Origin of the sequence: Actinomycetospora aeridis, assembly GCF_037400275.1 — a bacterium.
In the GTDB taxonomy this organism is placed as follows: Bacteria; Actinomycetota; Actinomycetes; order Mycobacteriales; family Pseudonocardiaceae; genus Actinomycetospora; species Actinomycetospora aeridis.
Window position 1 is genome coordinate 636,756 of record NZ_JBBEGL010000001.1, and the last position, 23,702, is coordinate 660,457.

The 23,702-nt window shown below is 74.9% G+C and carries 25 protein-coding genes and 1 pseudogene; 16 read left to right on the top strand and 10 right to left on the bottom strand.

Annotated features, from left to right (window positions below; genetic code table 11):
* Nucleotides 1-2 precede the first annotated feature (2 nt).
* Nucleotides 3-1,316 (bottom strand): 3-phosphoshikimate 1-carboxyvinyltransferase, encoded by a 1,314-nt coding sequence (gene aroA, locus WCD41_RS03015; protein WP_337711890.1) that lies wholly within the window; start codon nt 1,314-1,316, stop codon nt 3-5.
* Between the two features lie 55 nt (nt 1,317-1,371).
* Here aroA and WCD41_RS03020 point away from each other — a divergent pair, with 55 nt between their 5' ends.
* The gene (locus WCD41_RS03020; protein ID WP_337711891.1) at nt 1,372-2,172 is read left to right on the top strand and encodes an SOS response-associated peptidase; all 801 of its coding nucleotides are present in this window, start codon (nt 1,372-1,374) and stop codon (nt 2,170-2,172) included.
* On the top strand, nt 2,169-2,825 hold the full coding sequence (locus WCD41_RS03025; RefSeq protein ID WP_337711892.1) for an alpha/beta hydrolase family protein: 657 nt from the start codon (nt 2,169-2,171) through the stop codon (nt 2,823-2,825). The genes WCD41_RS03020 and WCD41_RS03025 overlap by 4 nt, the downstream gene beginning before the upstream one ends.
* A 3-nt stretch (nt 2,826-2,828) precedes the next feature.
* Here the strand turns inward: WCD41_RS03025 and WCD41_RS03030 are convergent, their stop codons facing one another.
* Nucleotides 2,829-3,404 carry a TetR/AcrR family transcriptional regulator gene (locus WCD41_RS03030; protein ID WP_337711893.1) on the bottom strand — a complete coding sequence of 192 codons (576 nt, stop codon included), beginning with the start codon at nt 3,402-3,404 and terminating at the stop codon, nt 2,829-2,831.
* 82 nt (nt 3,405-3,486) lie between these two features.
* Between WCD41_RS03030 and WCD41_RS03035 the strand changes: the two genes are divergently transcribed.
* Nucleotides 3,487-4,524, top strand: coding sequence for an NAD(P)-dependent alcohol dehydrogenase (locus WCD41_RS03035; RefSeq protein ID WP_337711894.1), 1,038 nt, complete (start codon nt 3,487-3,489; stop codon nt 4,522-4,524).
* Here the strand turns inward: WCD41_RS03035 and WCD41_RS03040 are convergent.
* Nucleotides 4,517-5,467: a helix-turn-helix transcriptional regulator gene (locus tag WCD41_RS03040; protein WP_337711895.1), complete on the bottom strand. Its 951-nt coding sequence runs from the start codon at nt 5,465-5,467 to the stop codon at nt 4,517-4,519. The genes WCD41_RS03035 and WCD41_RS03040 overlap by 8 nt on opposite strands.
* Nucleotides 5,468-5,529: 62 nt before the next feature.
* On the opposite strand from WCD41_RS03040, the gene WCD41_RS03045 reads away from it, so the two are divergent.
* Nucleotides 5,530-6,657 (top strand): epoxide hydrolase family protein, encoded by a 1,128-nt coding sequence (locus tag WCD41_RS03045; RefSeq protein ID WP_337711897.1) that lies wholly within the window; start codon nt 5,530-5,532, stop codon nt 6,655-6,657.
* On the opposite strand, the pseudogene WCD41_RS03050 reads toward WCD41_RS03045, so the two are convergent.
* Nucleotides 6,644-7,131: pseudogene (locus tag WCD41_RS03050) on the bottom strand (aminoacyl-tRNA deacylase). The gene WCD41_RS03045 and the pseudogene WCD41_RS03050 overlap by 14 nt on opposite strands.
* 69 nt (nt 7,132-7,200) lie before the next feature.
* On the opposite strand from WCD41_RS03050, the gene WCD41_RS03055 reads away from it, so the two are divergent.
* Together WCD41_RS03055 and rsrA are read left to right on the top strand one after the other, a co-directional pair.
* Complete coding sequence (locus WCD41_RS03055) at nt 7,201-8,022, top strand: sigma-70 family RNA polymerase sigma factor (protein ID WP_373695072.1); 822 nt, start codon at nt 7,201-7,203, stop codon at nt 8,020-8,022.
* Nucleotides 8,019-8,357 (top strand): mycothiol system anti-sigma-R factor, encoded by a 339-nt coding sequence (rsrA, locus tag WCD41_RS03060; protein ID WP_337711899.1) that lies wholly within the window; start codon nt 8,019-8,021, stop codon nt 8,355-8,357. The genes WCD41_RS03055 and rsrA overlap by 4 nt, the downstream gene beginning before the upstream one ends.
* Before the next feature lie 70 nt (nt 8,358-8,427).
* On the opposite strand, the gene WCD41_RS31090 is transcribed toward rsrA, so the two are convergent.
* Nucleotides 8,428-8,502 carry a 50S ribosomal protein bL37 gene (locus WCD41_RS31090; protein ID WP_373695073.1) on the bottom strand — a complete coding sequence of 25 codons (75 nt, stop codon included), beginning with the start codon at nt 8,500-8,502 and terminating at the stop codon, nt 8,428-8,430.
* Nucleotides 8,503-8,616: 114 nt separating this feature from the next.
* On the opposite strand from WCD41_RS31090, the gene WCD41_RS03065 reads away from it, so the two are divergent.
* A complete protein-coding gene (locus WCD41_RS03065; RefSeq protein WP_337712325.1) occupies nt 8,617-10,098 on the top strand; it encodes a sensor histidine kinase in 1,482 nt (493 codons plus the stop codon).
* 187 nt (nt 10,099-10,285) lie between these two features.
* Here the strand turns inward: WCD41_RS03065 and WCD41_RS03070 are convergent, their stop codons facing one another.
* Both WCD41_RS03070 and WCD41_RS03075 read right to left on the bottom strand, forming a co-directional pair.
* Entirely contained in the window at nt 10,286-10,540 is a 255-nt protein-coding gene (locus WCD41_RS03070) for a WhiB family transcriptional regulator (RefSeq protein WP_274282119.1), read from the bottom strand.
* Between the two features lie 468 nt (nt 10,541-11,008).
* Complete coding sequence (locus tag WCD41_RS03075) at nt 11,009-11,929, bottom strand: diacylglycerol/lipid kinase family protein (RefSeq protein WP_337711900.1); 921 nt, start codon at nt 11,927-11,929, stop codon at nt 11,009-11,011.
* Nucleotides 11,930-12,018: 89 nt separating this feature from the next.
* Between WCD41_RS03075 and WCD41_RS03080 the strand changes: the two genes are divergently transcribed.
* Both WCD41_RS03080 and WCD41_RS03085 read left to right on the top strand, forming a co-directional pair.
* Complete coding sequence (locus tag WCD41_RS03080; RefSeq protein WP_337711901.1) at nt 12,019-12,369, top strand: hypothetical protein; 351 nt, start codon at nt 12,019-12,021, stop codon at nt 12,367-12,369.
* 19 nt (nt 12,370-12,388) lie between these two features.
* A complete protein-coding gene (locus WCD41_RS03085) occupies nt 12,389-12,946 on the top strand; it encodes a class I SAM-dependent methyltransferase (RefSeq protein WP_337712326.1) in 558 nt (185 codons plus the stop codon).
* On the opposite strand, the gene WCD41_RS03090 is transcribed toward WCD41_RS03085, so the two are convergent.
* The 3 genes from WCD41_RS03090 to sodN all read right to left on the bottom strand — a co-directional run bounded on the left by WCD41_RS03090 (nt 12,943) and on the right by sodN (nt 15,011).
* Nucleotides 12,943-13,839, bottom strand: a complete 897-nt coding sequence (locus WCD41_RS03090; RefSeq protein WP_337711902.1) for an NUDIX domain-containing protein — start codon at nt 13,837-13,839, stop codon at nt 12,943-12,945. The genes WCD41_RS03085 and WCD41_RS03090 overlap by 4 nt on opposite strands.
* A gap of 4 nt (nt 13,840-13,843) precedes the next feature.
* Entirely contained in the window at nt 13,844-14,482 is a 639-nt protein-coding gene (locus WCD41_RS03095; protein WP_337711903.1) for a histidine phosphatase family protein, read from the bottom strand.
* A 115-nt stretch (nt 14,483-14,597) separates the two neighbouring features.
* On the bottom strand, nt 14,598-15,011 hold the full coding sequence (gene sodN, locus WCD41_RS03100) for a superoxide dismutase, Ni (protein ID WP_444876294.1): 414 nt from the start codon (nt 15,009-15,011) through the stop codon (nt 14,598-14,600).
* A 92-nt stretch (nt 15,012-15,103) separates the two neighbouring features.
* On the opposite strand from sodN, the gene WCD41_RS03105 reads away from it, so the two are divergent.
* The 7 genes from WCD41_RS03105 to WCD41_RS03135 all read left to right on the top strand — a co-directional run bounded on the left by WCD41_RS03105 (nt 15,104) and on the right by WCD41_RS03135 (nt 23,679).
* Nucleotides 15,104-15,445 (top strand): S24 family peptidase, encoded by a 342-nt coding sequence (locus WCD41_RS03105; RefSeq protein WP_337711904.1) that lies wholly within the window; start codon nt 15,104-15,106, stop codon nt 15,443-15,445.
* A gap of 247 nt (nt 15,446-15,692) precedes the next feature.
* The gene (locus WCD41_RS03110; protein ID WP_337711905.1) at nt 15,693-16,937 is read left to right on the top strand and encodes an NAD(P)-dependent malic enzyme; all 1,245 of its coding nucleotides are present in this window, start codon (nt 15,693-15,695) and stop codon (nt 16,935-16,937) included.
* A 523-nt stretch (nt 16,938-17,460) separates the two neighbouring features.
* Nucleotides 17,461-20,151: a putative bifunctional diguanylate cyclase/phosphodiesterase gene (locus tag WCD41_RS03115; RefSeq protein ID WP_337711906.1), complete on the top strand. Its 2,691-nt coding sequence runs from the start codon at nt 17,461-17,463 to the stop codon at nt 20,149-20,151.
* A 146-nt stretch (nt 20,152-20,297) separates the two neighbouring features.
* The gene (locus WCD41_RS03120) at nt 20,298-21,377 is read left to right on the top strand and encodes an ABC transporter ATP-binding protein (protein WP_337711907.1); all 1,080 of its coding nucleotides are present in this window, start codon (nt 20,298-20,300) and stop codon (nt 21,375-21,377) included.
* Complete coding sequence (locus WCD41_RS03125; protein ID WP_337711908.1) at nt 21,374-22,009, top strand: ABC transporter permease; 636 nt, start codon at nt 21,374-21,376, stop codon at nt 22,007-22,009. Before WCD41_RS03120 ends, WCD41_RS03125 begins: the two co-directional genes overlap by 4 nt.
* Before the next feature lie 3 nt (nt 22,010-22,012).
* A complete protein-coding gene (locus WCD41_RS03130; RefSeq protein WP_337711909.1) occupies nt 22,013-22,753 on the top strand; it encodes an ABC transporter permease in 741 nt (246 codons plus the stop codon).
* Nucleotides 22,750-23,679 carry an ABC transporter substrate-binding protein gene (locus WCD41_RS03135; RefSeq protein WP_337711910.1) on the top strand — a complete coding sequence of 310 codons (930 nt, stop codon included), beginning with the start codon at nt 22,750-22,752 and terminating at the stop codon, nt 23,677-23,679. The genes WCD41_RS03130 and WCD41_RS03135 overlap by 4 nt, the downstream gene beginning before the upstream one ends.
* Nucleotides 23,680-23,702 lie beyond the last annotated feature (23 nt).

A 23,702-nucleotide genomic window follows, 5' to 3' on the forward strand; every position in this document is an offset into this window, starting at 1 on the left:
CCTCAGACCCCGACCCCGGCGCCCACGAGCTCCGGCCAGTCGGCGGCGAAGTCGGGGAGGGTCTTGGTGGTGGCGGCGACGTCGTCGATCGTCACGCCGGGCACGACGAGCCCGACGATCGCCCCGGCGGTGGCCATGCGGTGGTCGGCGTAGGCCCGCCAGGGCCGGGTGGGTGCCGTCAGCGGCCCCGGGGCGATCTCCAGCCCGTCCTCGGTCTCGGCGACGCGCGCGCCGACGGTGCCGAGCTCCGCGACGAGGGCGGCCAGCCGGTCGGTCTCGTGGCCGCGGATGTGGGCCACCCCGCGCAGCCGTGACGACGCCCCGTCGCGCGCGGCGAGGGCGGCGAGGGCGGCGACGGTGGGGGTGAGCTCGCTGACCTCGTGCAGGTCGACGTCCACTCCGTCGAGCCGGCCCGGCCCGCGGACCGTGAGGCCCTCGGCGCCGAGGGTGACCCGGGCACCGAACGCCTCCAGCACGCGGCGCACCACGCCCCCGGGCTGCAGGTCGCCCTCGGGCCACCCGGCGATCGTCACCTCGCCGGCCGTGGCCACGGCGGCGGCCAGGTAGACGGCGGCGCCCGAGAGGTCCGGCTCCACGTCGAGCACGGCCGGTGCGGTGACCGGGCCGGGGGCGACGTGCCAGCGGCTCGGGTGCTCGGTCACCGTCACCCCGGCGGCCCGCAGCATCGTCACGGTCATCGCGACGTGCGGCAGGGACGGGACGCCGCGCTCGCCGGCGTGGGTGACGGTGACCCCGCGCGCGTAGCGGGCGCCGGAGAGCAGCAGGCCGGAGACGAACTGGCTCGAGGCCGAGGCGTCGACGGTGACCTCGCCGCCGGCCGGGTGCGGACCGCCCGCGACGGTGAGCGGCAGCGCCTCGCCCGTGACCTCGACGCCCAGCCCGCGCAGACCCGCGACGATGCCGCCCATGGGCCGCTCGCGGGCCCGGGGGTCGCCGTCGAGCACGACGGGCCCGTCCGCGAGGGCCGCCAGCGGCGGGACGAAGCGCATGACGGTGCCGGCGAGGCCGCAGTCGACGTGCGCGGCCCGGAAGACGGGCGGAGCGGTGATCGCGATGTCGAGGGTGCCGGCGCGGCCCTCGGTGGTGGTGACGGTGGCGCCGAGCGCGTCCAGGGCGCCAGCCATGAGCGTCGTGTCCCGCGAGCGGGCGGCGCCGCGCACCGTGCGCGTGACCCCGTCGGTGCCCAGCGCGGCGAGCACCAGCGCCCGGTTGGTGACCGACTTCGATCCCGGCACCGACACCGTGCCGCGCACGGGCCCGTCCGCCGTCGGTGCCGCCCAGGGCTGATCGCTCATGGGCCCATCCTCTCGCGGCCGACGGGTTGTCGGTGGCCGGTGCCAGGATGGAGGTATGTGCGGCCGCTACAGCCAGGCCAAGGACCCCGCCACCCTCGCCGAGGAGTTCGACGCCGTCGACGCCACCGACGGCGCGTGGCCCGGTCCCGAGTACAACGTCGCGCCCACCACCACGGTGGTCGGCGTGGTCGACCGGCACCCGCGGGACGCGGCCGGCAAGGCCGACCCCCAGCGGCTGGAGCGCAGCCTGCGCGCGATGCGGTGGGGTCTCGTGCCGGGGTGGGCCGACGACCCGAAGATCGGCAACCGCATGATCAACGCGCGGTCCGACTCGCTGACCAGCAAGCCCGCCTTCCGTCGCGCGGTGAAGGGTCGCCGCTGCCTGCTCCCGGCCGACGGCTGGTTCGAGTGGCAGCGCGACGGGCCCGGCGGCCGCAAGGTCCCGTACTTCATCACCCTCCCGGGCGGGAGGTCGCTCGCCTTCGCCGGCCTGTGGGAGACCTGGCGGGCCAAGGACGCGCCGAAGGGCACCGCGCCGCTGATCAGCACCACCGTCGTCACCATCGACGCCGCGGGCCCGCTCACCGAGATCCACCACCGGATGCCGCTCGTGCTCCCCGCCGAGCGCTGGCCGGACTGGCTCGACCCGGACAACGACGACCCGACCGACCTCCTCGAGCCGCCCCCGGTGGAGCTGTTGACGTCCTTCGAGCTGCGCCAGGTCTCCACCAAGGTCAACAACGTGCAGAACCACGGGCCCGAGCTGATCGAGGAGAGCCACGAGGAGCCCGAGCAGGCGGGGCTCGACCTCGACCTCCACACCGACACCGACGCCGACGTGCCGGCCACGCAGTGATCGTCACCGCCGAGGAGTTCGAGGTCCCGACGCCGCACGGGCCCGCCCGGGTCGTCCTCGAGACGCCGGGCCTGTGCTTCGGGCTCCTGGTCCTCGGCCACGGCGCGGGCGGCGGCATCCAGGCGCCGGACATGGTCGCGGCCCAGGAGGCGGCCGGGCTCCTCGCGGTCGCCCGTGTCCTGCAGCCCTACCGCGTGGCGCACCGGAAGGCGCCGCCGCCGGCCGCGCAGCTCGACGAGGCCTGGGCGAGCGTGCTCGCGGCGCTGACCGAGCGGTTCCCGGACACCCCGCAGGTCCACGGCGGGCGGTCATCGGGCGCGCGCGTCGCGTGCCGGGGTGCGCTCGTGGCCGAGCCGACCCCGATCGGCGTGCTGACGCTGGCGTTCCCGCTCCTGGCCCCGGCACGCCGGGACGGCACGCGCCCCGACCGCGGCCCGGAGATCGACGCCGTCGACGACGCCGGCATCCCGGTGCTCGCCGTGTCGGGCGACCGCGACCGCTTCGGTGTCCCGTCGCCGGGCAAGCACCGCGAGGTCGTGACGCTGCGGGGCGACCACTCGCTCAAGGCCAAGGGGCCGATCCGCGCGGCCGTCGGCCCCTGGCTGGACACGCTGTTCCCCGGGCGCCGCGACCTGCCCGGCCCCGTCGAGTGAGCGTCAGGCCGGGGCGAACGCCCGGGTCGCCACGGCGTGCAGGGCCGCCCGTCGACGCTCGTGGTCGGCGGCGGGGTCGTCGGGCGCGGCCGTGAACACCGTCGCGGCGGGCGACCACGACATCGACAGCGCGATCACCATCGAGTACACGTCGCGCGGCTCGAGGGCGGGGTCGACGAGCCCGTCGGACTGGGCGGCGCGAATGGCGGCGAGCTTGGCGTCGACGTCGGGCGCGACGCTGGTCAGCAGGTCGCCGGTCGGGACCCGTTCCAGGCGCGCCCACGTCGCGAGCAGGATCACCGACGGTCGCTCGAGGTAGGCGTCGTAGAGGCGCACCGCGTAGCCCGGGAGGTCGGTCGCGTCGAGCGGCACGAGGTCGACGATCAGCGCGAGGTGCTCGGCGAACACCGCGTCGAACAGGCCGTCCTTGGACGAGAACCACGCGTAGATCTGCGCCTTGTTGGCCTCCGCGGCCTCGGCGATGCGGTCGACGCGCGCGCCCGCGATGCCGTACCGCGAGAACTCCGCGGTCGCGGCGTCGAGCAGGCGGCGACGGGTCGCCGCACCGTCCTTGGGCACGGCGACGAGAGTAACCAACTGGTCAGTTGGGTGCTACGTTGGGAAGTAACCAAACGGTTGGTCACGATGGGGAGGACTGCTCATGCACCAGGTCACCGGATGGGCCGCCGCGACCCCGGGTGCCGTCCCGCAGCCGTGGACGTTCGACCGGCGCGACCCGCGCCCGCACGACGTCGTCGTCCGCGTCACCCACTGCGGCGTCTGCGCGAGCGACCGGCACGCCCTCGCCGGCCGCGATCCCGCCGCGTTCCCGCTGGTCGCGGGCCACGAGATGACGGGCGTGGTGGAGGCCCTCGGCGGCGCCGTGGACGACCTCGCCGTCGGCGACCGCGTCGCCGTCGGCAACATCGTCGACTCGTGCCGCACCTGCGCGGCGTGTCGCGCGGGCCGAGAGAACGACTGCGAGGCGTTCCCGACCCTGACCTACGGCGGCGAGGACCGCGTCTCGGGCGGCATCACCCAGGGCGGCTTCTCCACCGGGATCGTCGTCGACCGGTACTTCGTGTACGCCCTGCCCGCCGGCCTGGACCCGGCGGGCGCGGCGCCCCTGCTGTGCGCGGGGATCACCACCTGGTCGCCCCTGCGCCGCTTCGGCGCCGGGCCGGGCACGACGGTCGGCGTGGTCGGCGTCGGCGGGCTCGGGCACGTCGCGATCAAGTTCGCCCACGCGCTGGGCGCCGAGACGGTGGCGCTGACCACGAGCGAGGACAAGGCCGACGCCGCGAAGGCCCTGGGTGCCGACGACGTCGTCCTCACCCGTGACCCCGAGGCGCTCGCCCATCACGCCCGTCGTTTCGACCTGCTCCTGGACACCACCGGCCACCCGCTCGACCTCGCGCCCTACCTGCGCGCCCTCGCCGTCGACGGCACCTACGTGCTCGCCGGCATCCCGCCGGCCGGTCTGCAGATCGACCCGATGAGCCTGGTCGTCGGCGAGAAGCGGATCGCGGGCACCGGCAGCGGCGGCGTGCCCGCCACCCGGGAGATGCTCGACGTCGCCGCCGAGCACGGCATCGTCGCCGACGTCGAGGTCCTCGGGCCCGACCGGCTCGGCGAGGCCCTCGACCGGCTCGGACGCGGCGACGTGCGGTTCCGGTTCGTGGTGGAGATGGCTAGCTGATCGCCCGCAGGTAGCGCTCCCCGGTCACCCGGAGCTGGTCCACCAGCTCCGGCGGGCCCTCGACCCGGAAGTCCAGGTCGAGCATGCCGACGTAGGCGGCGATCGTCGCGACGCTGTCCGCGCCCGTCACGAGCACGCAGCTCCGCGCGTCGCGGGGCTCGACCACACCCACCGCGGGGTTGATGCGCGCGAGCACCTCGGACGCCGGAGCCGCGACCACGACGCGCGCGTGCACCGACCACCCCGCGGCGGCCACCTCGCGCAGCACCAGGTCGGTGAGGTCCTCGGGCGGGTCGACGGGCGTGAAGCGCGGCCCGCCCGGCGTCCGCAGCGCCAGGCCGTCGGCCCGCAGGACCGTCCAGCGGCCGGGGTGGGGCTCCCGCACCACCACGTACCAGCGCCGTTCCCAGCTGACGAGCCGGTAGGGCTCGAGCAGGCGGCTCGGACCGTCGTCGCCGGCGACCCGGAGCGACGACGAGTCCCGGATCGCCTCGGCGACCGTCCGGAGCAGCGCGGGGTCCACCTCGGGGTCGGGCGCGTCGGACCCGGTGTTCTCGGGGCCGCGCGCGGTCGCCTCGGTGAGCGCGGCGACGGTGCGTCGCAGGCGATGCGGCAGCACGCGGTCGAGCTTCGCGAGCGCGCGCTCCCCGGCCTCGCGGGTGCCGGCCGGCCCGCTGCCGGCGCGCAGCCCGAGGGCGACGGCCACCGCCTCGTCGTCGTCGAGCAGCAACGGCGGCAGGGCGGCGCCGACCCCGAGCCGGTACCGGCCGGCCCGCCCGGTCTCCGCGTCGACCGGATAACCGAGCTCGCGCAGGCGGGCGACGTCGTGGCGGATCGTCCGGACGCTGACGCCGAGGCGCTCGGCGAGCTCGGGGCCCGGCCAGTCGGGCCGCGACTGCAGCAGCGAGAGCAGGGCCAGCATCCGGGCGGAGGTGTCGCGCATTCCCGGGATTCTGCTCGGGAACGAGGAAGGAAACGTGCCTGGTTGGTTCCTATCGTTCTCTCATGAGCAGCGCAGAGATCACCCCCTTCACCGTCGACGTCCCCCAGGCCGACCTCGACGACCTCGCCGACCGGCTCGCGCGGACCCGGCTCCCGCGTCCCGCCCCGGGTGACGACTGGGACTACGGCACGCCGAACCACTACCTCGCCGCGATGGTCGAGCAGTGGCGCACGACCTTCGACTGGCGCGCCCAGGAGGAGCGGATGAACGCCGTGCCGAACTTCCTGACCGAGATCGACGGGCAGACGATCCACTTCGTCCACGTTCCGTCGGCCGAGGCGGACGCGACGCCGCTGCTCCTGCTGCACACCTACCCGGGCTCGTTCGCCGAGTTCCTCGACGTGATCGGCCCGCTCACCGACCCCGTCGCCCACGGCGGGCGGGCCGAGGACGCCTTCTCCGTCGTCGTCCCGTCGATGCCGGGCTTCGGGTTCTCGACGCCCGTGGCCGACCGCGGCTGGACGATGGCCCGCGTCGCCCGCACCTACGACACCCTCATGCGCCGGCTCGGCTACGAGACCTACGGCGCCCACGGCAGCGACGGTGGCGCGCTCGTCGCCCGCGAGCTCGGCCTGCTCGACCCGCCCGGGTTCCTCGGCCTGCACGTCCTGCAGCTGTTCAGCTTCCCGTCGGGCGACCCCTCGGAGTTCGAGCGCCTCGAGCCGTCGGACCACGCCGGCCTCGAGCACATGCAGTGGTTCCAGGCGGTCGGCGGCTACAACCAGATGAACGGCTCGCGCCCGCAGACCGTGGCCGTGGGCCTCGCCGACTCCCCGGTCGGCCAGCTGGCCTACAACGAGCTCTTCAACTCCTTCGGCAACGGCACCAGCCTCGTCACCGAGGAGCAGATCCTCACCCAGGTCTCGCTCTACTGGCTCACGAACACGGCGTCGACGGCCGTGCGCTACCACTTCGAGGAGGCGCACTCCGGCGTCGAGCCGCGGGTGAGCGCCGCGCGGACCGGGGTGCAGGTGTTCGCCGACGACTTCCAGACGATCAAGGTGTTCGCCGAGCGCGACAACACCGGCGTCGTGCACTGGAGCCGCCACGAGCGCGGCGGGCACTTCGCGGTGCTCGAGGTGCCCGAGGCGGTCGTCGCCGACCTGCGCGCCTTCTTCACGACGAACTGATCTCGGCCAGCGCGCCGCCCGTCGCGGCGAGGAGGTCGTCGGGGCCAGCTCCATCTGCAGCCCCCGGCGGCCGGCCGAGCAGAAGACGGTCCCGTGCTCGGCCACCGAGAGGTCGATCACGACGTCGAGCGCCTGCCGCGTGCCGAGCGGCGAGATGCCGCCGACGACGGAGCCGGTGAGCTTCTCCGCCCGGGCGGGGTCGGCCAAGACTGCCCGCTTGCCGCCGCGCGCGGCCGCGAGCGCCTTGAGGTCGAGCGTCCCCGCCACCGGCACCATCGCCAGCACCGGCGTCCCGTCCACCTCCGCGACCAGCGTCTTGAGGACCCGCTGCGGGTCGAGCCCCAGGGCGTCGGCGGCCTCGGTCCCGTAGGCGGCCTTCCCCGGCGCGGTGTACGGGTGGGTGGTGTACCGGATCCCGGCGTCGTCGAGGGCCACCAGGGCCGGGGTCGCCGCCGCCGCTCGTCGCACCGCCACGAACGGCGAGGGTAGGGGAATCGCGGACCCGGTCGCGGCGTTGACGCGGACATGCCAGCAGTGATGACGATGGCGGAGGCCCGCACCGCCACCGCGACGCCGTTCGACGGCGTGACGTCGTCCGCGGGTCCGGATGTCCTGCGTCCGGCGCGGGTAGTCTCCCCGGGATTCATCGACGTCCCGACCGCGCCCGTGGCGCGGCGCGAAGGGAGCCCCGTGGCCGACGCGGCGAGGGCTGTGACCACCAGCGAGACGCCCGACGAGAGCGCCGTCGACGTGGCGACCGAGACGCCCGAGGAGCGCGCGGCGCGCTTCGAGCGCGACGCCATGCCGATGGTCGACCAGCTCTACGGCGCGGCCCTGCGCATGACGCGCAACCCGGCCGACGCCGAGGACCTGGTGCAGGAGACGGTGCTCAAGGCGTACTCGTCGTTCGCCTCGTTCCGGCCCGGCACGAACCTCAAGGCGTGGCTGTACCGGATCCTCACCAACTCCTACATCAACACCTACCGCAAGCGGCAGCGCCAGCCCCAGCAGTCGCCCACCGAGGAGATCACCGACTGGCAGCTCGCCCAGGCCGGTGAGCACTCCAGCTCGGGCCTGCCGTCGGCCGAGGCCGAGGCGCTCGAGAACCTCCCCGACAACGACATCCGCGACGCGCTGTCGAACCTGCCGGACGACTTCCGCATGGCGGTCTACCTCGCCGACGTCGAGGGCTTCGCCTACAAGGAGATCGCCGAGATCATGGGCACCCCGATCGGCACCGTCATGTCGCGGCTGCACCGCGGGCGGCGCCAGCTGCGGGAGGCCCTCACCGACACCGCCCGCGACCGCGGCTTCATCCGCGACGGGCAGGCCCACGCGACCACCGGAGAGGGGTCGGGACGATGAGCTGCGGCGAACCCCACGAGACCGACTGCTCCGAGGTCCTCGCCGAGGTCTGGCTCCTGCTCGACCACGAGTGCGACGAGGCCCGCGACGCCCAGCTGCGCCGTCACCTCGACGAGTGCGGGCCCTGCCTGGCCCGCTACGGACTCGAGGAGAAGGTCAAGACGCTGCTGACCCGCAGCTGCAGCGGCGAGCACGCCCCGGCCGGGCTGCACCAGCGGCTGCGCGAGCAGATCCGCGCGACGGTGATGGAGCAGGCCGAGGTCACCGTGGAGCGGGGCCCCGCGGGCACGGTGGTCGAGGTCAACCAGACCCGCGTGGAGTCCTGGCGCACCTGAGCCGCACCACCCACGACGAAGGGCCCCTCCGCAGCGGCGGAGGGGCCCTTCGTACGTGGGGGGCAGGCGCTCAGGCGTGGGGGCGCTTGCCGTGGTTGCTGGCCTTCTTCTTGCGGTCCCGCTTCTGGCGCGCGCGCTTCGACATGCGTCCATCGTCGCATGTCGAGGGCCCGTGACCTCATCCATGGGTCGAGCTCCCGCTCCGCTCCGTCTCCCGCCCGGTGGTTGGATGATCGCCGTGGGGAACCGCGGCCGGCCGGTGTCGACGCTCTCGAACCTCCTGGCCGCCCACACCGCGCTCTCCGGGGCGGCGGCCGCCCACCTCCAGCGCGTGGTCGCCGAGTGGCAGCTCCTCGCGGACCTGTCGTTCGCCGACTTCCTGCTCTGGGTCCGGTCCGGGGACGGCTTCCTGTGCGTCGCGCAGTGCCGCCCGACGACGACGGCGACCGCCCATCCCGAGGACATGGTCGGCGCGCGGGCGTCGACGAGCCAGCATCCGCAGCTCGACCGCGCGTTCGGCGACGCGACCCTGCGCCGTGAGGACCAGCCGCGCTGGCACCGCGGGCGGTCGGTGCGCCGCGAGGTCGTGCCGGTGCGCGAGCCCTCCTCCGGGGACGTGGTGGCGGTCCTGGGCCGCGACACCAACCTCGCCGCCCCGCGGGTGCCCAGCACGCTCGAGATCTCCTACCTGGCCGTCGCGACCGACCTGTGCCAGATGGTCGCCGACGGCACGTTCCCGACCGCCGAGGGGCGCGACGAGGGCCGTTCGTCGCCCCGGGTGGGCGACGGGCTGGTGCGGATCAGCTCGACGGGCCGCGTGCTCTACGCCAGCCCGAACGCCGCCTCGGCGTTCCACCGCCTCGGGTGGAGCGAGGAGCTCGTCGGGGAGGACCTGGCCACGGTCGTCCGGGAGGTCGCCGACGACGCCTTCGAGGGCGCCGAGGCGGCCGAGCACGTGCGCGGTGCCCTGGCCGGCACCCCGTCGCAGCGGGCCGAGCTCGAGGGCCACGGCGCGACGGCGGTGCTGCGCGCGCTGCCGCTGCACCCGCGCGGCGTGCCCAGCGGTGCGCTGGTGCTCGCCCGCGACGTCACCGACGTCCGCCGCCGCGACCGCGCCCTGCTCAGCAAGGACGCCACGATCCGCGAGATCCACCACCGCGTGAAGAACAACCTCCAGACCGTGGCGGCCCTCCTGCGCCTGCAGGCCCGCCGCACGCAGCACGCGGAGGCCCAGGAGGCGCTCACCGAGTCGGTGCGGCGGGTGGCGTCGATCGCCCTGGTCCACGAGGCGCTGGCCGCGTCGGTGGACGAGAAGGTCGACATCGACGAGGTCCTCGACCGCGTCCTGCCGATGATGAACGACCTCGCCCGCCCCGGAGCCCGGGTGGCGATGCGCCGCGAGGGCGAGGTCGGCGTGCTGCCGGCGGTGATGGCGACCCCGCTCGTCATGGTCCTCACCGAGCTCGTCGCCAACGCCCTCGAGCACGGGTTCGCCGAGCGGGCGTCCGGCACGGTCGTCATCGGGGCGTCGCGGACCGCCGCCCAGCTCGAGGTGGAGGTCCGCGACGACGGCCGCGGGCTGCCGGAGACGTTCTCCCTCGAACGGGCCACGGGGCTGGGCCTGCAGATCGTGCGCACGCTCGTCGACTCCGAGCTCGACGGCACGCTGCGCATGCGTCCGGGCGACGAGGCCGGCACCCGGGCCGTCCTGCGGGTGCCGTTGCAGCACCGGGGGCGCTGATCTCGCCGGACACACGAAGGCCCCGGTGCCGTCTTCGGGGGACGGCCCGGGGCCTTCGTGAATCGCTCGGCCGGTCCGGCCGCGTGGGGAGCGAACGTCCGAGCAGGTGTCCCGGCGGCGGTGGGGGAGCAGTGCTGTGTCGCCGGGACGGGTGAGGTCGCCGGGGAGCTGGCGACCTCGGTCGTGATCAGAATCCGGTGTGCACCTCGGGCCGCACGCCGTGGCGCTTGAGGGCGCGGCGCTCGTCCTCGCTCGCACCGCCCCAGACGCCGGCGTCCTGGCCCGACTCGAGCGCCCACGTGAGGCACTCGGTCATCGCCGGGCAGCGACGGCACACGCTTTTCGCACGCGCGATCTGGGAGAGCGCGGGGCCACTCGTGCCGACGGGGAAGAACAGTTCCGGGTCTTCGTCGCGGCAAGCAGCGTCGTTCCGCCAGTCCATCGTTCTGAGCTCCTCGGTGGGTGCGCCTCGGGGAGCGCACCGGTCGTGGTCGTGGTCGTCTCGACCGTGTCGCGGGACCCTCGGTGGGCCCGTGACCTGCCAATGGAGATCCGGCGACACTCGCTGTCTCCCGATCTCCCGCCCGCCGCTCGCATTTCCGAACGACGGACCCGACCGGTCCGGACTCACCACCCGTGGGGGCCGTGCGTCCTTCCCGGCTTTCGCGGGGGATGCGACTCAATCTGCAGGACGTGACCAACGAGATCGAGTGCCAAGCGGCTCGACGGGCGAACTCGGTCGGTGAGTGGAATGGCGCGGACGGTCATGACCGCTCGGCTGCGACGAGCGACGATTCCCGCACGACGAACCGTCCACCCGTCCGGGGTCCCGCGACGAGCGGCGGCAGGTGGACTCGATTCAGAAGGCCGGCGACCGCCCGTCGGCTTCACGCCCGCTTCACAACGGGCGCTACACGACCACGCGCAGGGCCTCGGGAACCGCCACGAACTCGACATCGCTGCGCTGACCGAGGTGGTCACCGTCGACCTGGAGGTTGACGGGATCGGCGCTCGTGATCCGGATCGCGGGCACGTCGTCGCGCCGCACGACCGACTTCAGCCCGGCGGCCCCGTCGCGACTGAGGATCTGGTTGATCAGCCGCAGCACCGTCGGCAGCCCGACCGACTTCAGCGCGAAGAGACCGAGGCCGGAGTCGAAGGAGCAGCCGGGGTTGGTGCGCACCGGCCGGGACCCCAGGTAGGTCCAGGGGTCGGTGTTGGACACGATCGCGAGCCGCACGCCGGGGACCGGTTCCTCGCCCGCGATCTCGACGGTGAGGTCCGGCGGGTCGAGGCGGGTGCGCGTCCACCGGCGGATCGAGGTGGCGACGTAGCGGCTCGGTGTCGCGTCCCGGCCGCGCCCGCGGGCCCGCTCCATCGACGCGATGACGTCGGCGTCCCAGCCGAGCCCCGCGTTGAAGCTGAACCACCGCTCGTCGGCGCGCCCGAGCCCGACGGTGCGGGACCGCCCCTCGGCGATGGCGCCGAGCAGCGTGTGGGTGGCCTCGAGCGGCTCGCGGGGCACGCCCAGGGCGCGTGCGAACACGTTGGCCGAGCCGCCGGGCACCACGCCGAGCGCCGGGACGCCCTCGCCCGGACCGTCGGCCAGCAGGCCGTTCAGCGCCTCGTTCACCGTGCCGTCGCCGCCGAGCACGATGACGAGGTCGACGGCCTCCGAGCGGGCGCGGGCGGCGAGCTCCGCCGCGTGGCCCCGGTAGCGGGTCGCGACGACGTCCAGCTTGATCTCGCTGGCGAGCGCGTGCGCGATGACGTCCTGACCGGCCGCCGTCGTCGTGGTGGCCGAGGGGTTGGCCACGAGCAGCGCACGCACGGCGCTCACCGTAGACGCCGCGCCCCCTCCGTTCGGGGGGTGTGGTCCCGGGATGTCGCCCATCTCTCGGGCATACCTACGCTGACGGGGTGACCGCCCCACCCCGATCCGTCCGTCTGGCGGCCGTCGGGGTGCTCGCCGAGGCCGCCGTCGGCGGCGTCGTCGCGGTGCTCCTGGCCACCGGCGGGGTGGGCTTCGCGGTGTGGGGCTTCGTCCTCCTCCTCGCGCTCGGCCTCGCGGTGGTCGCGGTGCTGCTGCTGCGCGGCGAGCGGGGCGCCCGCGGGCCGGCGCTGGTCGCCCAGCTGCTCACCGCCGGCTGCGCCTTCTACGCCGCCGTGCCCTCCGAGCGCCCGGAGTGGGGCGTGCCGGTGATCGTCGCCGCGGCCGCGGTGCTCTACGGCCTCCTCTGCGCGCCCGCGCGCGCGTGGGCGGACAGGTGAGGGGGAGGGCCACGTGGCGATGAATGTGATGCACCGCAGGCTGTGCCGCTCCGACCGCTGGGCCGAGCGCATGCACGGCCAGGTGATGCCCTGGGCGCTGGCGGACCTGGATCTGGGCGGCGACGTCCTGGAGATCGGGCCGGGCTACGGCGTGACGACGCGGTGGCTGGTCGAGCGGACCGGGTCACTGACCGCCGTCGAGGTCGATCCGCGCCTCGCAACCGACCTGGACCGGCAGATGGCCGGCCGCGTCGAGGTCCACACCGCGGACGGCGCCCGGCTGCCGTTCCGCGACGCGAGCTTCGACGTCGTCGTGTGCTTCACCGTGCTCCACCACGTCCCCTCGCCCGCCCAGCAGGACCGGGTGTTCGCCGAGGCGGCGCGGGTGCTGCGCCCGGGCGGGGTGTTCGCGGGGTCCGACAGCGTGCGCAGCCTGCGGTTCCGGCTCCTGCACATCGGCGACACGATGGTGGTCGTCGACCCGGAGACCCTGCCCGACCGGCTGCGCGACGCCGGGTTCCTCGACGCCTCCGCCGACGCCGGCGAGCGGTCGTTCCGGTTCCGCGCCGGTCGCTAGAGGGCGTCGGTCAGCAGCCGGACGTAGGACGGGTGCGCCAGCTCGAGGGCGGGGAGCTCGTCGGCGCCGAACCAGGCCAGCCGCTCGTGCTCGTGCGGCGCGGCGTTGCGGAGCCCTCCGTCGAAGCGGGGGACGAGCCAGAGCGAGAGCTCGGCGCCGAGGTCGTCGTCGACGAGCCGCCGCCACGGCGCCCCGAGCTCGGCGTCGACGCCGAGCTCCTCGCGCAGCTCGCGCCGGGCCGCGCCGCGCGGTGACTCGCCCGGCTCCACCCGGCCGCCCGGCAGATCCCAGACGCCCGGGAAGGACGCCCGGTCGGCGCGCCGCAGGCCCAGGAGCACGCGCCCGCCGTCGACGAGGACGCCGGCGGCCATGGCGACCCGCGGGGCCGTGGCGGGTCCGGTGAGGGGGAACCGGGCCAGCACCTCGCGCCCGACGTCGTCGGTGACCGTCCACAGCACCTCGTGCACCGTCGATGTCGCGTCCAGGCGGCCGCCCCGCACCCGCGACCAGCACGTCGCCGGCGAGGGCGACGTGCGGGGGTGGGCGATCGTCGCGTGGAACGGGTGCCCGGCGAAGCCCTGCGGTGGCAGTAGCAGGCGGTCGCGGAGCGTCTCGAGGGCGGGGACGCCGTCCTCGACCATCGCGAACACCCCGCCGGCGCCGTCCTCGTCGGCCTCGACGCCCCCCAGCCGGACGGCGAACGGTGCCGTCTCCCGGGCCGCCTCCTCCAGACGCTCGAGCAGCAGCGCCTCGTCGACCGTCTCCTCCGGGTAGACGACGCTGACGTGGGCGGGGCAGATCCGCAGCATCGCCGGGTCCCAGTCGGCGCGGAGCGCGTCGACGGCGCGGGCGGCGTCGCCGTCGAGGTGGACCGTGACGTGGCGGCGGGCCATGGCCCTAGTGGCGGTCGGCGGGCGGGGGCGGGGCCTCGACGAGCCCGCCGGGCGCGTTGAGCAGGTCGATGCGCGGCACCCCGCGCTCGTGGCCCAGCACCGTCACCGACGCCGCGTCGAACGCGAACCCGACCCCGGCCGTCGGGGCGAGTCCCAGGTAGCGGGCGATGAGCACCCGCCCGGCGTGGCCGTGGCCCACCACCACGACGTCGCGCGCCGCGAGCTCCTGCTCGGCGTCGGCGAGGACGCGGTCGAGGCGCGCGGCCACCTCGGCGCCCGTTTCGCCGCCCGGGCTGGGGTGGGTCCACACCGTCCAGCCCGGCACGTCCTCGCGGATCTCGGGGGTCGTGCGGCCCTCGTAGGCGCCGTAGTCCCACTCGACGAGGTCCTCGCGGACCGCGGAGGGCTCGAGACCCGCCAGGTGTGCGGTGTCGGTGGCGCGCCGCCGGGGGCTGGTCCAGACCGCCGGCGGTGGGTTGCCGGTGCCGCGCAGCGTCTCCAGCAGGCGCCCGGCCGTCCGTGCCGCCTCCTGGCCCTTCCCGGTCAGCGGGAGATCGGTGCGGCTCGTGTGGCGCCCGTCGCGGGACCACTCGGTCTCGCCGTGTCGCAGGACGTAGATGCGCCCGATGGGGGTCTCGCTCACGGGTGCGTTCTACCCGGTCGGGCGCCTGGACACAGCCGGACACAGCGCCCGGACACAGCGACGCGCCCGCCCCCGGGGGTCGGGGACGGGCGCGTCGAGGCGTGCGTGCGGGGTCTCAGCCCTTCTTGGTCTCCCAGAAGATGTCCGAGATCTCCGCGATGTGGTCGAGCACCTGCTGGCCGCTCTTCGGGTCCATGGACGACTTGGCGCCGCCCTCACCGCCACCGGCGGCCTTGGTGGCCTTGTTGAACAGCTCGTGGAGCTGCGGGTACTTCTCGAAGTGCGGCGGCTTGAAGTAGTCGGTCCACAGCACCCACAGGTGGTGCTTGACGAGGTCCGCGCGCTCCTCCTTGATCTGGATGGCGCGGGCCCGGAAGGCCGGGTCCTCGTTGGCCTGGTACTTCTCCTGGATCGCCTTGACCGACTCGGCCTCGATCCGGGCCTGAGCGGGGTCGTAGACGCCGCAGGGGAGGTCGCAGTGCGCGGTGGCCTCCAGACGCGGGCGCAGGACGCTGGAGAGCAGTCCCATCTCGCCTCCCTCTTCCTCGTGAGGAATGGTGATCGTTCCGACGTCAGTCAACGTACCCCCGTGACGGGGCCCCGACACGTGGAGCGCGGCCGGTGAGGACCTCGCGGGAGCTGCTGATCACGCTGGTGGGACGCCTGCCGCGGCGTGTGCTCGTCCGCGGCGGCTCGATGGCACCGACGCTGCGCGACGGCGACGTCGTCCTGTACCGGCCCGGTGCAGGGGTGCGGGCCGGAGAGGTCGCCCTCGTGCGCTGGGCCTCGCGCCCGGAGCAGCTCTCGGTCAAGCGCGCGGCCCTGGCCTTCGACGACGGCTGGTTCGCCGTCGGCGACGACCCGGAGGCCTCCACCGACTCCCGCACCCTCGGTCCCGCCGAGGTGCTCGGGCCCGTCCGCTGGCGCCTGTGGCCGCGGCCGCGGCGGTTGCGGGCCCGGTAGGGGTGCGGACCGCGGGCGTCGCCAGGGTCCGCGCCGCGCCGGGGTGACCCCGGACGCAGACAGGACCCCGGCGGACGCGCGAGGATGGCCGACGACCGGGCGTCGGAGGACTCCAGGCCCGGGCCGCGCGCCCACCCGCGCCGACGGCCCGCCCGGCGCCCCGCCGACCGCGGGCGCCCCCACCGCCTCCCGCCCGGGTACCCGGACCGTGCCCCGCCGCGTCCCCCACCGCCCGCTTGGAGCCACCGTGAGCGAAGACGCCACCACGAACCAGCCCGCCCTCGACGGCCGCGACATCACCGACGAGGAGGTCTTCGAGTCCCACGAGGGCGGCAAGCTCTCCGTGACGCCCACCGTCGGCCTGGCCGGGCGCCGCGACCTCGCCATCGCCTACACGCCGGGCGTGGCCAAGGTCTGCCGCGCCATCGCCGACGACAAGGCGCTCACCGCGCGCTACACCTGGACCCACCGCCTGGTGGCCGTGGTCTCCGACGGCACGGCCGTCCTCGGGCTGGGCGACATCGGCCCGCGGGCGTCGCTGCCGGTGATGGAGGGCAAGTCGGCCCTGTTCAAGGCGTTCGCCGACCTGGACTCGATACCGCTGGTGCTCGAGACCACCGACGTCGACGAGATCGTCGAGACCCTCGTGCACCTGCGGCCGAGCTTCGGCGCGGTGAACCTCGAGGACATCGCCGCCCCCCGCTGCTTCGAGATCGAGCGCCGGCTGATCGACGCGCTCGACTGCCCGGTGATGCACGACGACCAGCACGGCACGGCGATCGTCGTGCTCGCCGCGCTGCGCAACGCCGCCCGCGTGCTCGACCGCGACCTCGCCTCGCTGAAGGTCGTCGTCAGCGGCGCCGGGGCGTCGGGCGTGGCCTGCGCGAAGATCCTGCTGTCGGCCGGGGCGAGCGACGTGGTCGTGCTGGACTCGCGCGGCGTCATCCACGCGGGCCGCGACGGCATGAACGTCGAGAAGATGGCGCTGGCCGAGCAGACGAACCCGCGCGGCGTGCGCGGCGACCTCGCCGCCGCCGTGGCCGGCGCGGACGTCTTCCTCGGCCTCTCGGGCTCGACCATCCCCGAGTCGGTGATCGCCTCGATGGCCGAGGGCGCCATCGTCTTCGCGCTGTCCAACCCCGACCCCGAGATCGACCCCGAGGTGGCGCGCAAGCACGCCGCGGTGGTCGCGACCGGGCGCAGCGACTACCCGAACCAGATCAACAACGTGCTCGCCTTCCCCGGCGTCTTCGCCGGGGCGCTCGACGCGGCGGCGCGGCGCATCACGGAGGCGATGAAGCTCGCCGCCGCCGACGCGATCGCGGACATCGCCGCCGGTGACGAGGAGTTCGGGGCCGACCACATCGTGCCGAGCGCCCTCGACCCGCGGGTCGCGCCCGCGGTGGCCGAGGCCGTCGCGCGGGCGGCTGCCGAGGAGGGCGTGGTGCGGCGCCACGTCGCGGAGGTCGCCGCCGAGGGGCACGGGCACTGAGGGGCAACTGAGGGGATGAGCTGAGCAGAGATCCCACGTCACCTCTGGTGGGCAATCCAGTTGTCCACCAGAGGTGTGGGTCGTCCTCGCGACGGGTACCAGGCGGTAACCCGCGGAGCCCCTCGTAACGGTGTCGCCCACCCGGCGGATCTCCTTTCACCCCGACGGACGTTGCGGAGCGTTCGCGGCGTGTCCCGGACCGCTCGTCCGCCGCGCGGCGTACGGTCGGTAGGCCGTCGAGCCGCAGGTGGGTGATCACCCAGCCCATCGGACGAGTGTCCAGGAAACCGCCGGCCGTTCGTCGTGGATGCTCTGCGCTTCGGCGCGACGACCGGTCGGTGACCTCAAGGTCGACCGTCCGTGTCGTGCAGGACAACGCGTCCGGGCCCACGGTCGCCGCGCGGGGTCCCTCCACAGGGTGATCCACCCGGACCCCCACCGGGTCTCCTTCGTTGCCTGAGACAGACGCGGAGGGTCCGTTCCACACGGGGCGGGGGGTACCGCGTGCGAGGGGAGCGCAGACGTGGGCAGTGCCGTGCCGGTGCCGGGCTCGCGGGGGTTCTCCGTCGTGCCTGGGACCGTCGTCCCCGGGGCCGTCCCCGGGCCGGCGGCGCGGCACCGTGCCGGGGCGCTCGCGGTCCTGCCCGTCGCCGACGGCGGGCCGGAGGGCGGCCCGGACGGTCGCCCGGTCCTGCCGCCCGGCCCGGCCCTGCGCCACGACGCGTACGGCCGCATCGTCGCCGTGCGGGAGGCGGTCGCCGAGCTCGTCGACCCCACCGGCGCCCTCGAGCCGTGCCGGATGCTCGGGCGCCCGCTCGGCGAGCTGCTCGCCGACATCGCGCCCGTCGACCCCGCCGCCGGCCCCGAGGGGCTGCTCGTCGCCCGGCTGCGGCGCGTGACGGGGGCGCCCCTGCCGGTGCAGATCGTGGCGTGGCCGGAGGCCGCGGGCGGGGCGGTGCTGGTCCTGGTGCCGCAGGCCCCGGCCCCCGAGCCGGCGCCGGTGTACGGCCCGACGGCCGCCGACGTCGAGCGCATCGCCGGCCTCGGGCACTGGGAGGTCGACCTCGCCACCGGGTCGGCGTGGCTCTCGCCGGTGCTCGCCGAGCTGCTCGGGCTCGACCACCGGCCCCAGCGCCGCGCAGAGGGCCTCCTCGCCGCGCTGCACCCGGCCGACCGCCGCGGGTTCGCCCGCCGCTGGTCCGCCCTCGTCGCCGACGGCACCCCGCTGGAGGCGGACGCGCGCCTCGGCGACGGCACCGGGCGGATCCTGCAGCTGCACGCCGCGCTGCGTCCCGACGGCACGGTGCTCGGCACCGCGTCCGACGTCACCGCCCGCCGCCAGGCCGAGGAGCGGCTGCGGGCCCTGACCCAGCGCTTCACCGACCTGCTCGCGGTCGCCCCGGTCGGGATCGCGCTGTTCGACGACGACGAGCGGCTGGTCAAGGCCAACCAGGCGCTGTGCCGGCTGCTCGGCCAGGGTCCGGAGGCGTTGCGCGGACGCCGCGCCGACGAGCTGCTTGACCTCGGCGCCGAGGCGGCGGCCGGGGCGGGCCCGGCGACCCCGCTGCTGGCCCGCCCGGCGGGCTCGGCGGGTTCGGTGAGCTGGTCGTGCACGCCGCGCGCGCTGCGGACCCGCGAGCGCGGCGCGGACGGTGCCGACGCCGGCGCGGTGTGGTGCGAGCTGCACGTCTCGGTGTCGGTGCACGACGACGGCGGCGTCACCCACCTCGTCGTGTTCACCGACGTCACCGACGCCCGGCGCGTGGAGGCGAGCCTGCGCCACCAGGCCATGCACGACGAGCTCACCGGCCTGCCCAACCGCCGCGCGCTGTCCACGACCGTCTCGCGGCTGCTCGCGGGCCCGACGGCCCGGCGCACCGGCGTGCTGTTCTGCGACCTCGACAACTTCAAGCGCGTCAACGACTCGCTGGGTCACGACGCGGGCGACGAGCTGCTCGTCGAGCTGGCCGCCCGGCTGCGCGAGCGCCTGCCCGCCGGCTGCGCCGCCTCGCGCAGCGCCGGCGACGAGTTCGTCGTCGTCTGTGCGGACGTCGACCTGCACGGCGGCCTCGACGCCCTCTCGGCGACCGTGGCGGGCATCCTGCGCACCGCGATCCCGGTGCACGGGCAGCTCGTCCGGATCTCGGCGACCGTCGGCGCCGCCGTCGGCGCGACGATCGGCGCCGATGCCCTGCCCGACCCGTCCCGGCCCGACATCGACCCGACGGCCGACCCCGTCGAGCAGGTGCTGCGCCAGGAGCGGGCCACGGAGCTCGCGGGCCTCGAGCCCGCCCCGGGGCACCCGGGCACGGGCGACCTCATGCGCTTCGCCGACGCCGCGCTGTTCGAGGCCAAGAGCGGCGGCACCGGACGGTTCGCGCTGGCCGACGAGGCGATCATGAAGGGCGCCGACGAGGCGCTGCGCATGGAGACCCAGCTGCGCGAGGCGATGGTCAACGACGAGCTGGTGCTGCACTTCCAGCCCGTCGTGGGGCCCGACGGGCGGGTGCAGACCGCCGAGGCGCTGGTGCGCTGGCAGCACCCCGAGCAGGGGCTGCTCTTCCCCGACAAGTTCCTGCCCGTGGCCGAGGCGGCCGACCTCATGGGCGACCTCGACCGCTGGGTGCTGCGCACCGCGGTGCGCGAGGCGGCGGTGTGGCCGCCGTCCGGGCCCGACGGGGTGGCGCCGTCCGTCGCGGTCAACCTCGCGGGCCTGCTGCCCGGCGACCCCGACTTCCTCGACACCGTGCACGACGCCGTGTCCCGGGCCGGCCTGCCCTACGACCGCCTGGTGCTCGAGCTCGTCGAGACCTGCCTGGCCGACCTGCCGTCGACGACGCTGCGGGAGATGAACGAGCTCATCGCCGCCGGGGTGCGCTTCGCGGTCGACGACTTCGGCACCGGCTACTCGTCGCTGTCCCGGCTCACCGGCCTGCCGGCGCAGATCGTCAAGCTCGACCGCGGCTTCGTCCGCGGGGTGGCGACGGGGGAGTCCGACCGTGCCGTCGCCCGGGCCGTCGTGGACCTCACCGCCGCCATCGGCCAGATCTGCGTGGCCGAGGGCGTCGAGGACACCGACCAGTTCGCCGTGCTGCGCGACCTGGGCGTGCACGCCTACCAGGGCTGGCTGTTCGCCCGGGCGATGCCGGTCGAGGCGTTCACGCAGCTCCTGCGCCGCGGACCGCTCTCGCCGGAGGACCGCGCCGCGGGCTGATCGGTCGTGGCCTGAGACCGGGATCACATCACCCGGTGTCGCAGGCCCTTGATCGGTCGCGGCTGTCGGGGTGCCGCATTACATTCACGCCTCGACTCGGTGGCCCGATCCGTAGTGCCGCCGTCCGATCCCCGGGAGCCGTGGACGTGATCGAGTTCCGGGACGTGGGGAAGAGGTTCGCCGACGGCACGGTCGGCCTCGAGGAGCTGTCGCTGACGGCGCGCGAGGGCGAGATCACCGTGCTGGTCGGGCCGTCGGGCTGCGGCAAGACCACCTCGTTGCGCACCGTCAACCGCATGGTGGAGCCGACGTCGGGCTCGGTGCACCTCGACGGCCGCGACGTCGCGGCCGTCGACCCTCCCGAGCTGCGCCGCGGCATCGGCTATGTCATCCAGCAGGCGGGGCTCTTCCCCCACCGCCGGGTGATCGACAACGTGGCCACGGTCCCGGTGCTCCAGGGCCTGTCGCGGCAGGACGCCAGGAAGCGGGCCGCCGAGGTGCTCGAGCGCGTCGGTCTCTCCCCGCTCGCCCAGCGCTGGCCCGCCCAGCTCTCCGGCGGCCAGCAGCAGCGCGTCGGCGTCGCCCGGGCGCTCGCGGGTGACGCGCCGGTGCTGCTGATGGACGAGCCGTTCTCGGCGGTCGACCCCGTGGTGCGCGTCGAGCTGCAGGACGAGCTGCTGCGCCTGCAGTCCGAGCTCGGCAAGACGATCCTGTTCGTCACCCACGACATCGACGAGGCGATCCGCCTGGGCGACCGCGTGGCCGTGCTGCGGGTGGGCGGGCGCCTGGCCCAGTTCGCGCCGCCGGACGAGCTGCTCGCCGCCCCGGTGGACGAGTTCGTGTCCGGGTTCGTGGGACGCGACCGCGGCTACCGGCGTCTCGGGTTCGTGTCGGCCACCGCGCTGCGTCTGGTCGACCTGCCGACGCAGGCCGACGCCAACGGCTCGTCCGGCGTGCCGGGGGAGTGGACGGTGCTGCTCGACGGCAGCGAGCGGCCGTCGGCCTGGCTCGGGCCCGACGGCGCCCGCCACGACCTCGGGTCGCTGTACGTCACCGACGGTGCGGACGCCGCGTCCGACGGCGCGGGCACGCTGCGCGGCGCCCTCGACGCCGCGCTGAGCTCGCCGGCGGGACGCGGGGTGGCCGTCGACGGCGGGGGCCGCTACCGCGGCGGTGTCGACCCCGAGGACGTGCTGTCGCTGCTCGACCGGGCCGGGACCTCGTGAGGGCCTTCGGCTACGACCTCGACACGCTGGTGATCGCCCACGTCCTGCTGGCCCTGGTGCCGGTGGTGCTCGGGCTGCTGATCGCCCTGCCCCTGGGCTGGTGGGCCCACCGGTCGCCGGGCGCGCGCCGGGTGCTCGTGCCGCTGTCCGGGGCGCTCTACACGGTCCCGTCGCTGGCGCTCATCGTGTTCATCCCCGTGGTGCTCGGCACGCCGATCCTCAGCCCGGTCAACGTCGGGCTGACGCTGACGATCTACACGGTCGCGCTGCTCGTGCGCAGCGTCGCCGAGGCTCTCGACGCCGTGCCCGCCTCCGTCACCCTCGCGGCGCTCGCGGTCGGCTACCGGCCCGCCGGGCTGCTGCTCGGCGTGCAGCTCCCGCTGGCCGTCCCGGTGCTCACCGCCGGGCTGCGGGTGGCGTCGGTGTCGTCGTTCTCGCTGGTCACCGTCGGCGCCCTCGTCGGCATCGATTCCCTGGGCACGCTGATGACCGACGGCTTCCAGCAGGACTACACGGCGATGGTCGTCACCGGGATCGTCGGGTCGATCGTGCTCGCGTTCATCTTCGACGCGCTGTGGCTGGCCCTGGGGCGGGCGCTCACGCCCTGGTCGCGGGCCCGGGCGGGGGTGTAGACGGTGCTCGGACGGCTCGTCGCCTGGTTCTCCGACCCCTCACGGTGGAGCGGTTCCGCCGGCATCCCCGCCCGCGTGCTCGAGCACCTGGGCTACACGGCGCTGGCGGTCGTCATCGCGGCGGTCATCGCGCTGCCGATCGGTGCGGTCATCGGGCACACCCGCCGCGGTGGGCTCGCCGTCGTCGGCGTCGCCAACGGCCTGCGCGCGCTGCCGGAGCTCGGCGTGCTCGTGCTGTTCGTGCTGCTGCTCGGGCTCGGCCTGCTGCCGCCGACGCTGGCGCTCGTGCTGCTCGCGATCCCGCCGCTGCTCGCCGGCGCCTACTCCGGCGTCGCGGGCGCCGACCCGGGCGCCGTCGACGCCGCGCGGGGGATCGGCATGCGCGAGAGCCAGATCCTGCTGCAGGTCGAGGTGCCCGCCGCGGTCCCGCTGGTGCTCGCCGGGCTGCGGTTCGCGACGCTGCAGGTGATCGCCACCGCCACCATCGCCGCCTACGTGGGCCTCGGCGGCCTCGGGCGCTTCATCATCGACGGCTTCTCGGTGCGGGACTTCCCGCAGATGCTCGGCGGCGCGCTCGTCGTCGCCGTGCTCTCGATCGTCGTCGAGCTCGTCCTGCAGCTCCTCGGGCGGTTCGTGACGCCCGGCCCCGAACGTCTGGGGATGCGCCGCCACCCGGAGGGTCCGGCCGCCGAGTCGTTGCAGTCCGCGTCCACCCCGTCATCCGCAGAGAGGCACGACCGATGATCCGATCCACCCGCGCGCTGCTCCTGGCCGCGGTCGCCACCGTCGGCGTCCTCCTCGCCGGGTGCGGGGGCGGCGGCTCCGACCCGCTAGCCACCCAGCCCGCCGCGCCGTCCGCCCAGGGCACCGTGCGCATCGGCTCGGCGAACTTCACCGAGAACCGTCTCATCGCCGAGATCTACGCGACCGCCCTGGAGACCCGCGGCGTCGCCGTCGAGCGCAGCTTCGGCATCGGCAGCCGAGAGACCTACTACCCGGCCCTGCAGCGCGGCGAGATCGACCTCGTGCCCGACTACACGGGCAACCTGCTGCAGTTCCTCGACCCGCAGGCCACGGCCACGGCGTCCGACCAGGTCTACCAGCAGCTCACGACGAAGGTCGACCCGAACCTCCAGCTGCTGCAGCAGAGCGCCGCGGAGGACAAGGACGCCGTCGTCGTCACGCGCGCCTACGCGACGCAGAACAACCTGCGCTCGATCCAGGACCTCGCGCCGCTGTGCCCGACGGTCTCCTTCGGCGGCCCGCCGGAGTTCCAGCAGCGCTCGTACGGCGTCCCCGGCCTCCAGCGGAACTACAACTGCTCGTTCCGCGAGTTCCGCGCCCTCGACGCCGGCGGCCCGCTGACCGTCGCCGCCCTGCGCGACGGCACCGTCCAGGCCGCCGACCTGTTCACCACCGACGCCGCGATCCCCGAGAACGACTTCGTGGTGCTCGAGGACCCGCGCTCGAACTTCGCCGCGCAGAACGTCGTGCCGGTGGTCAACCGCGCGAAGTCGGGCGATCCCCGCGTCACCGACACCCTCAACCAGATCTCGGCCCGGATGGACACCGCGCAGCTCACGCAGCTCAACCAGCGCCTCGCCGGTCCGGACCGTCCCGACCCCGCCACCGTCGCCCGCGACTGGCTGAACTCGGCGGGCATCAACTAGCGCCCCGGTGCACGTCGATCACC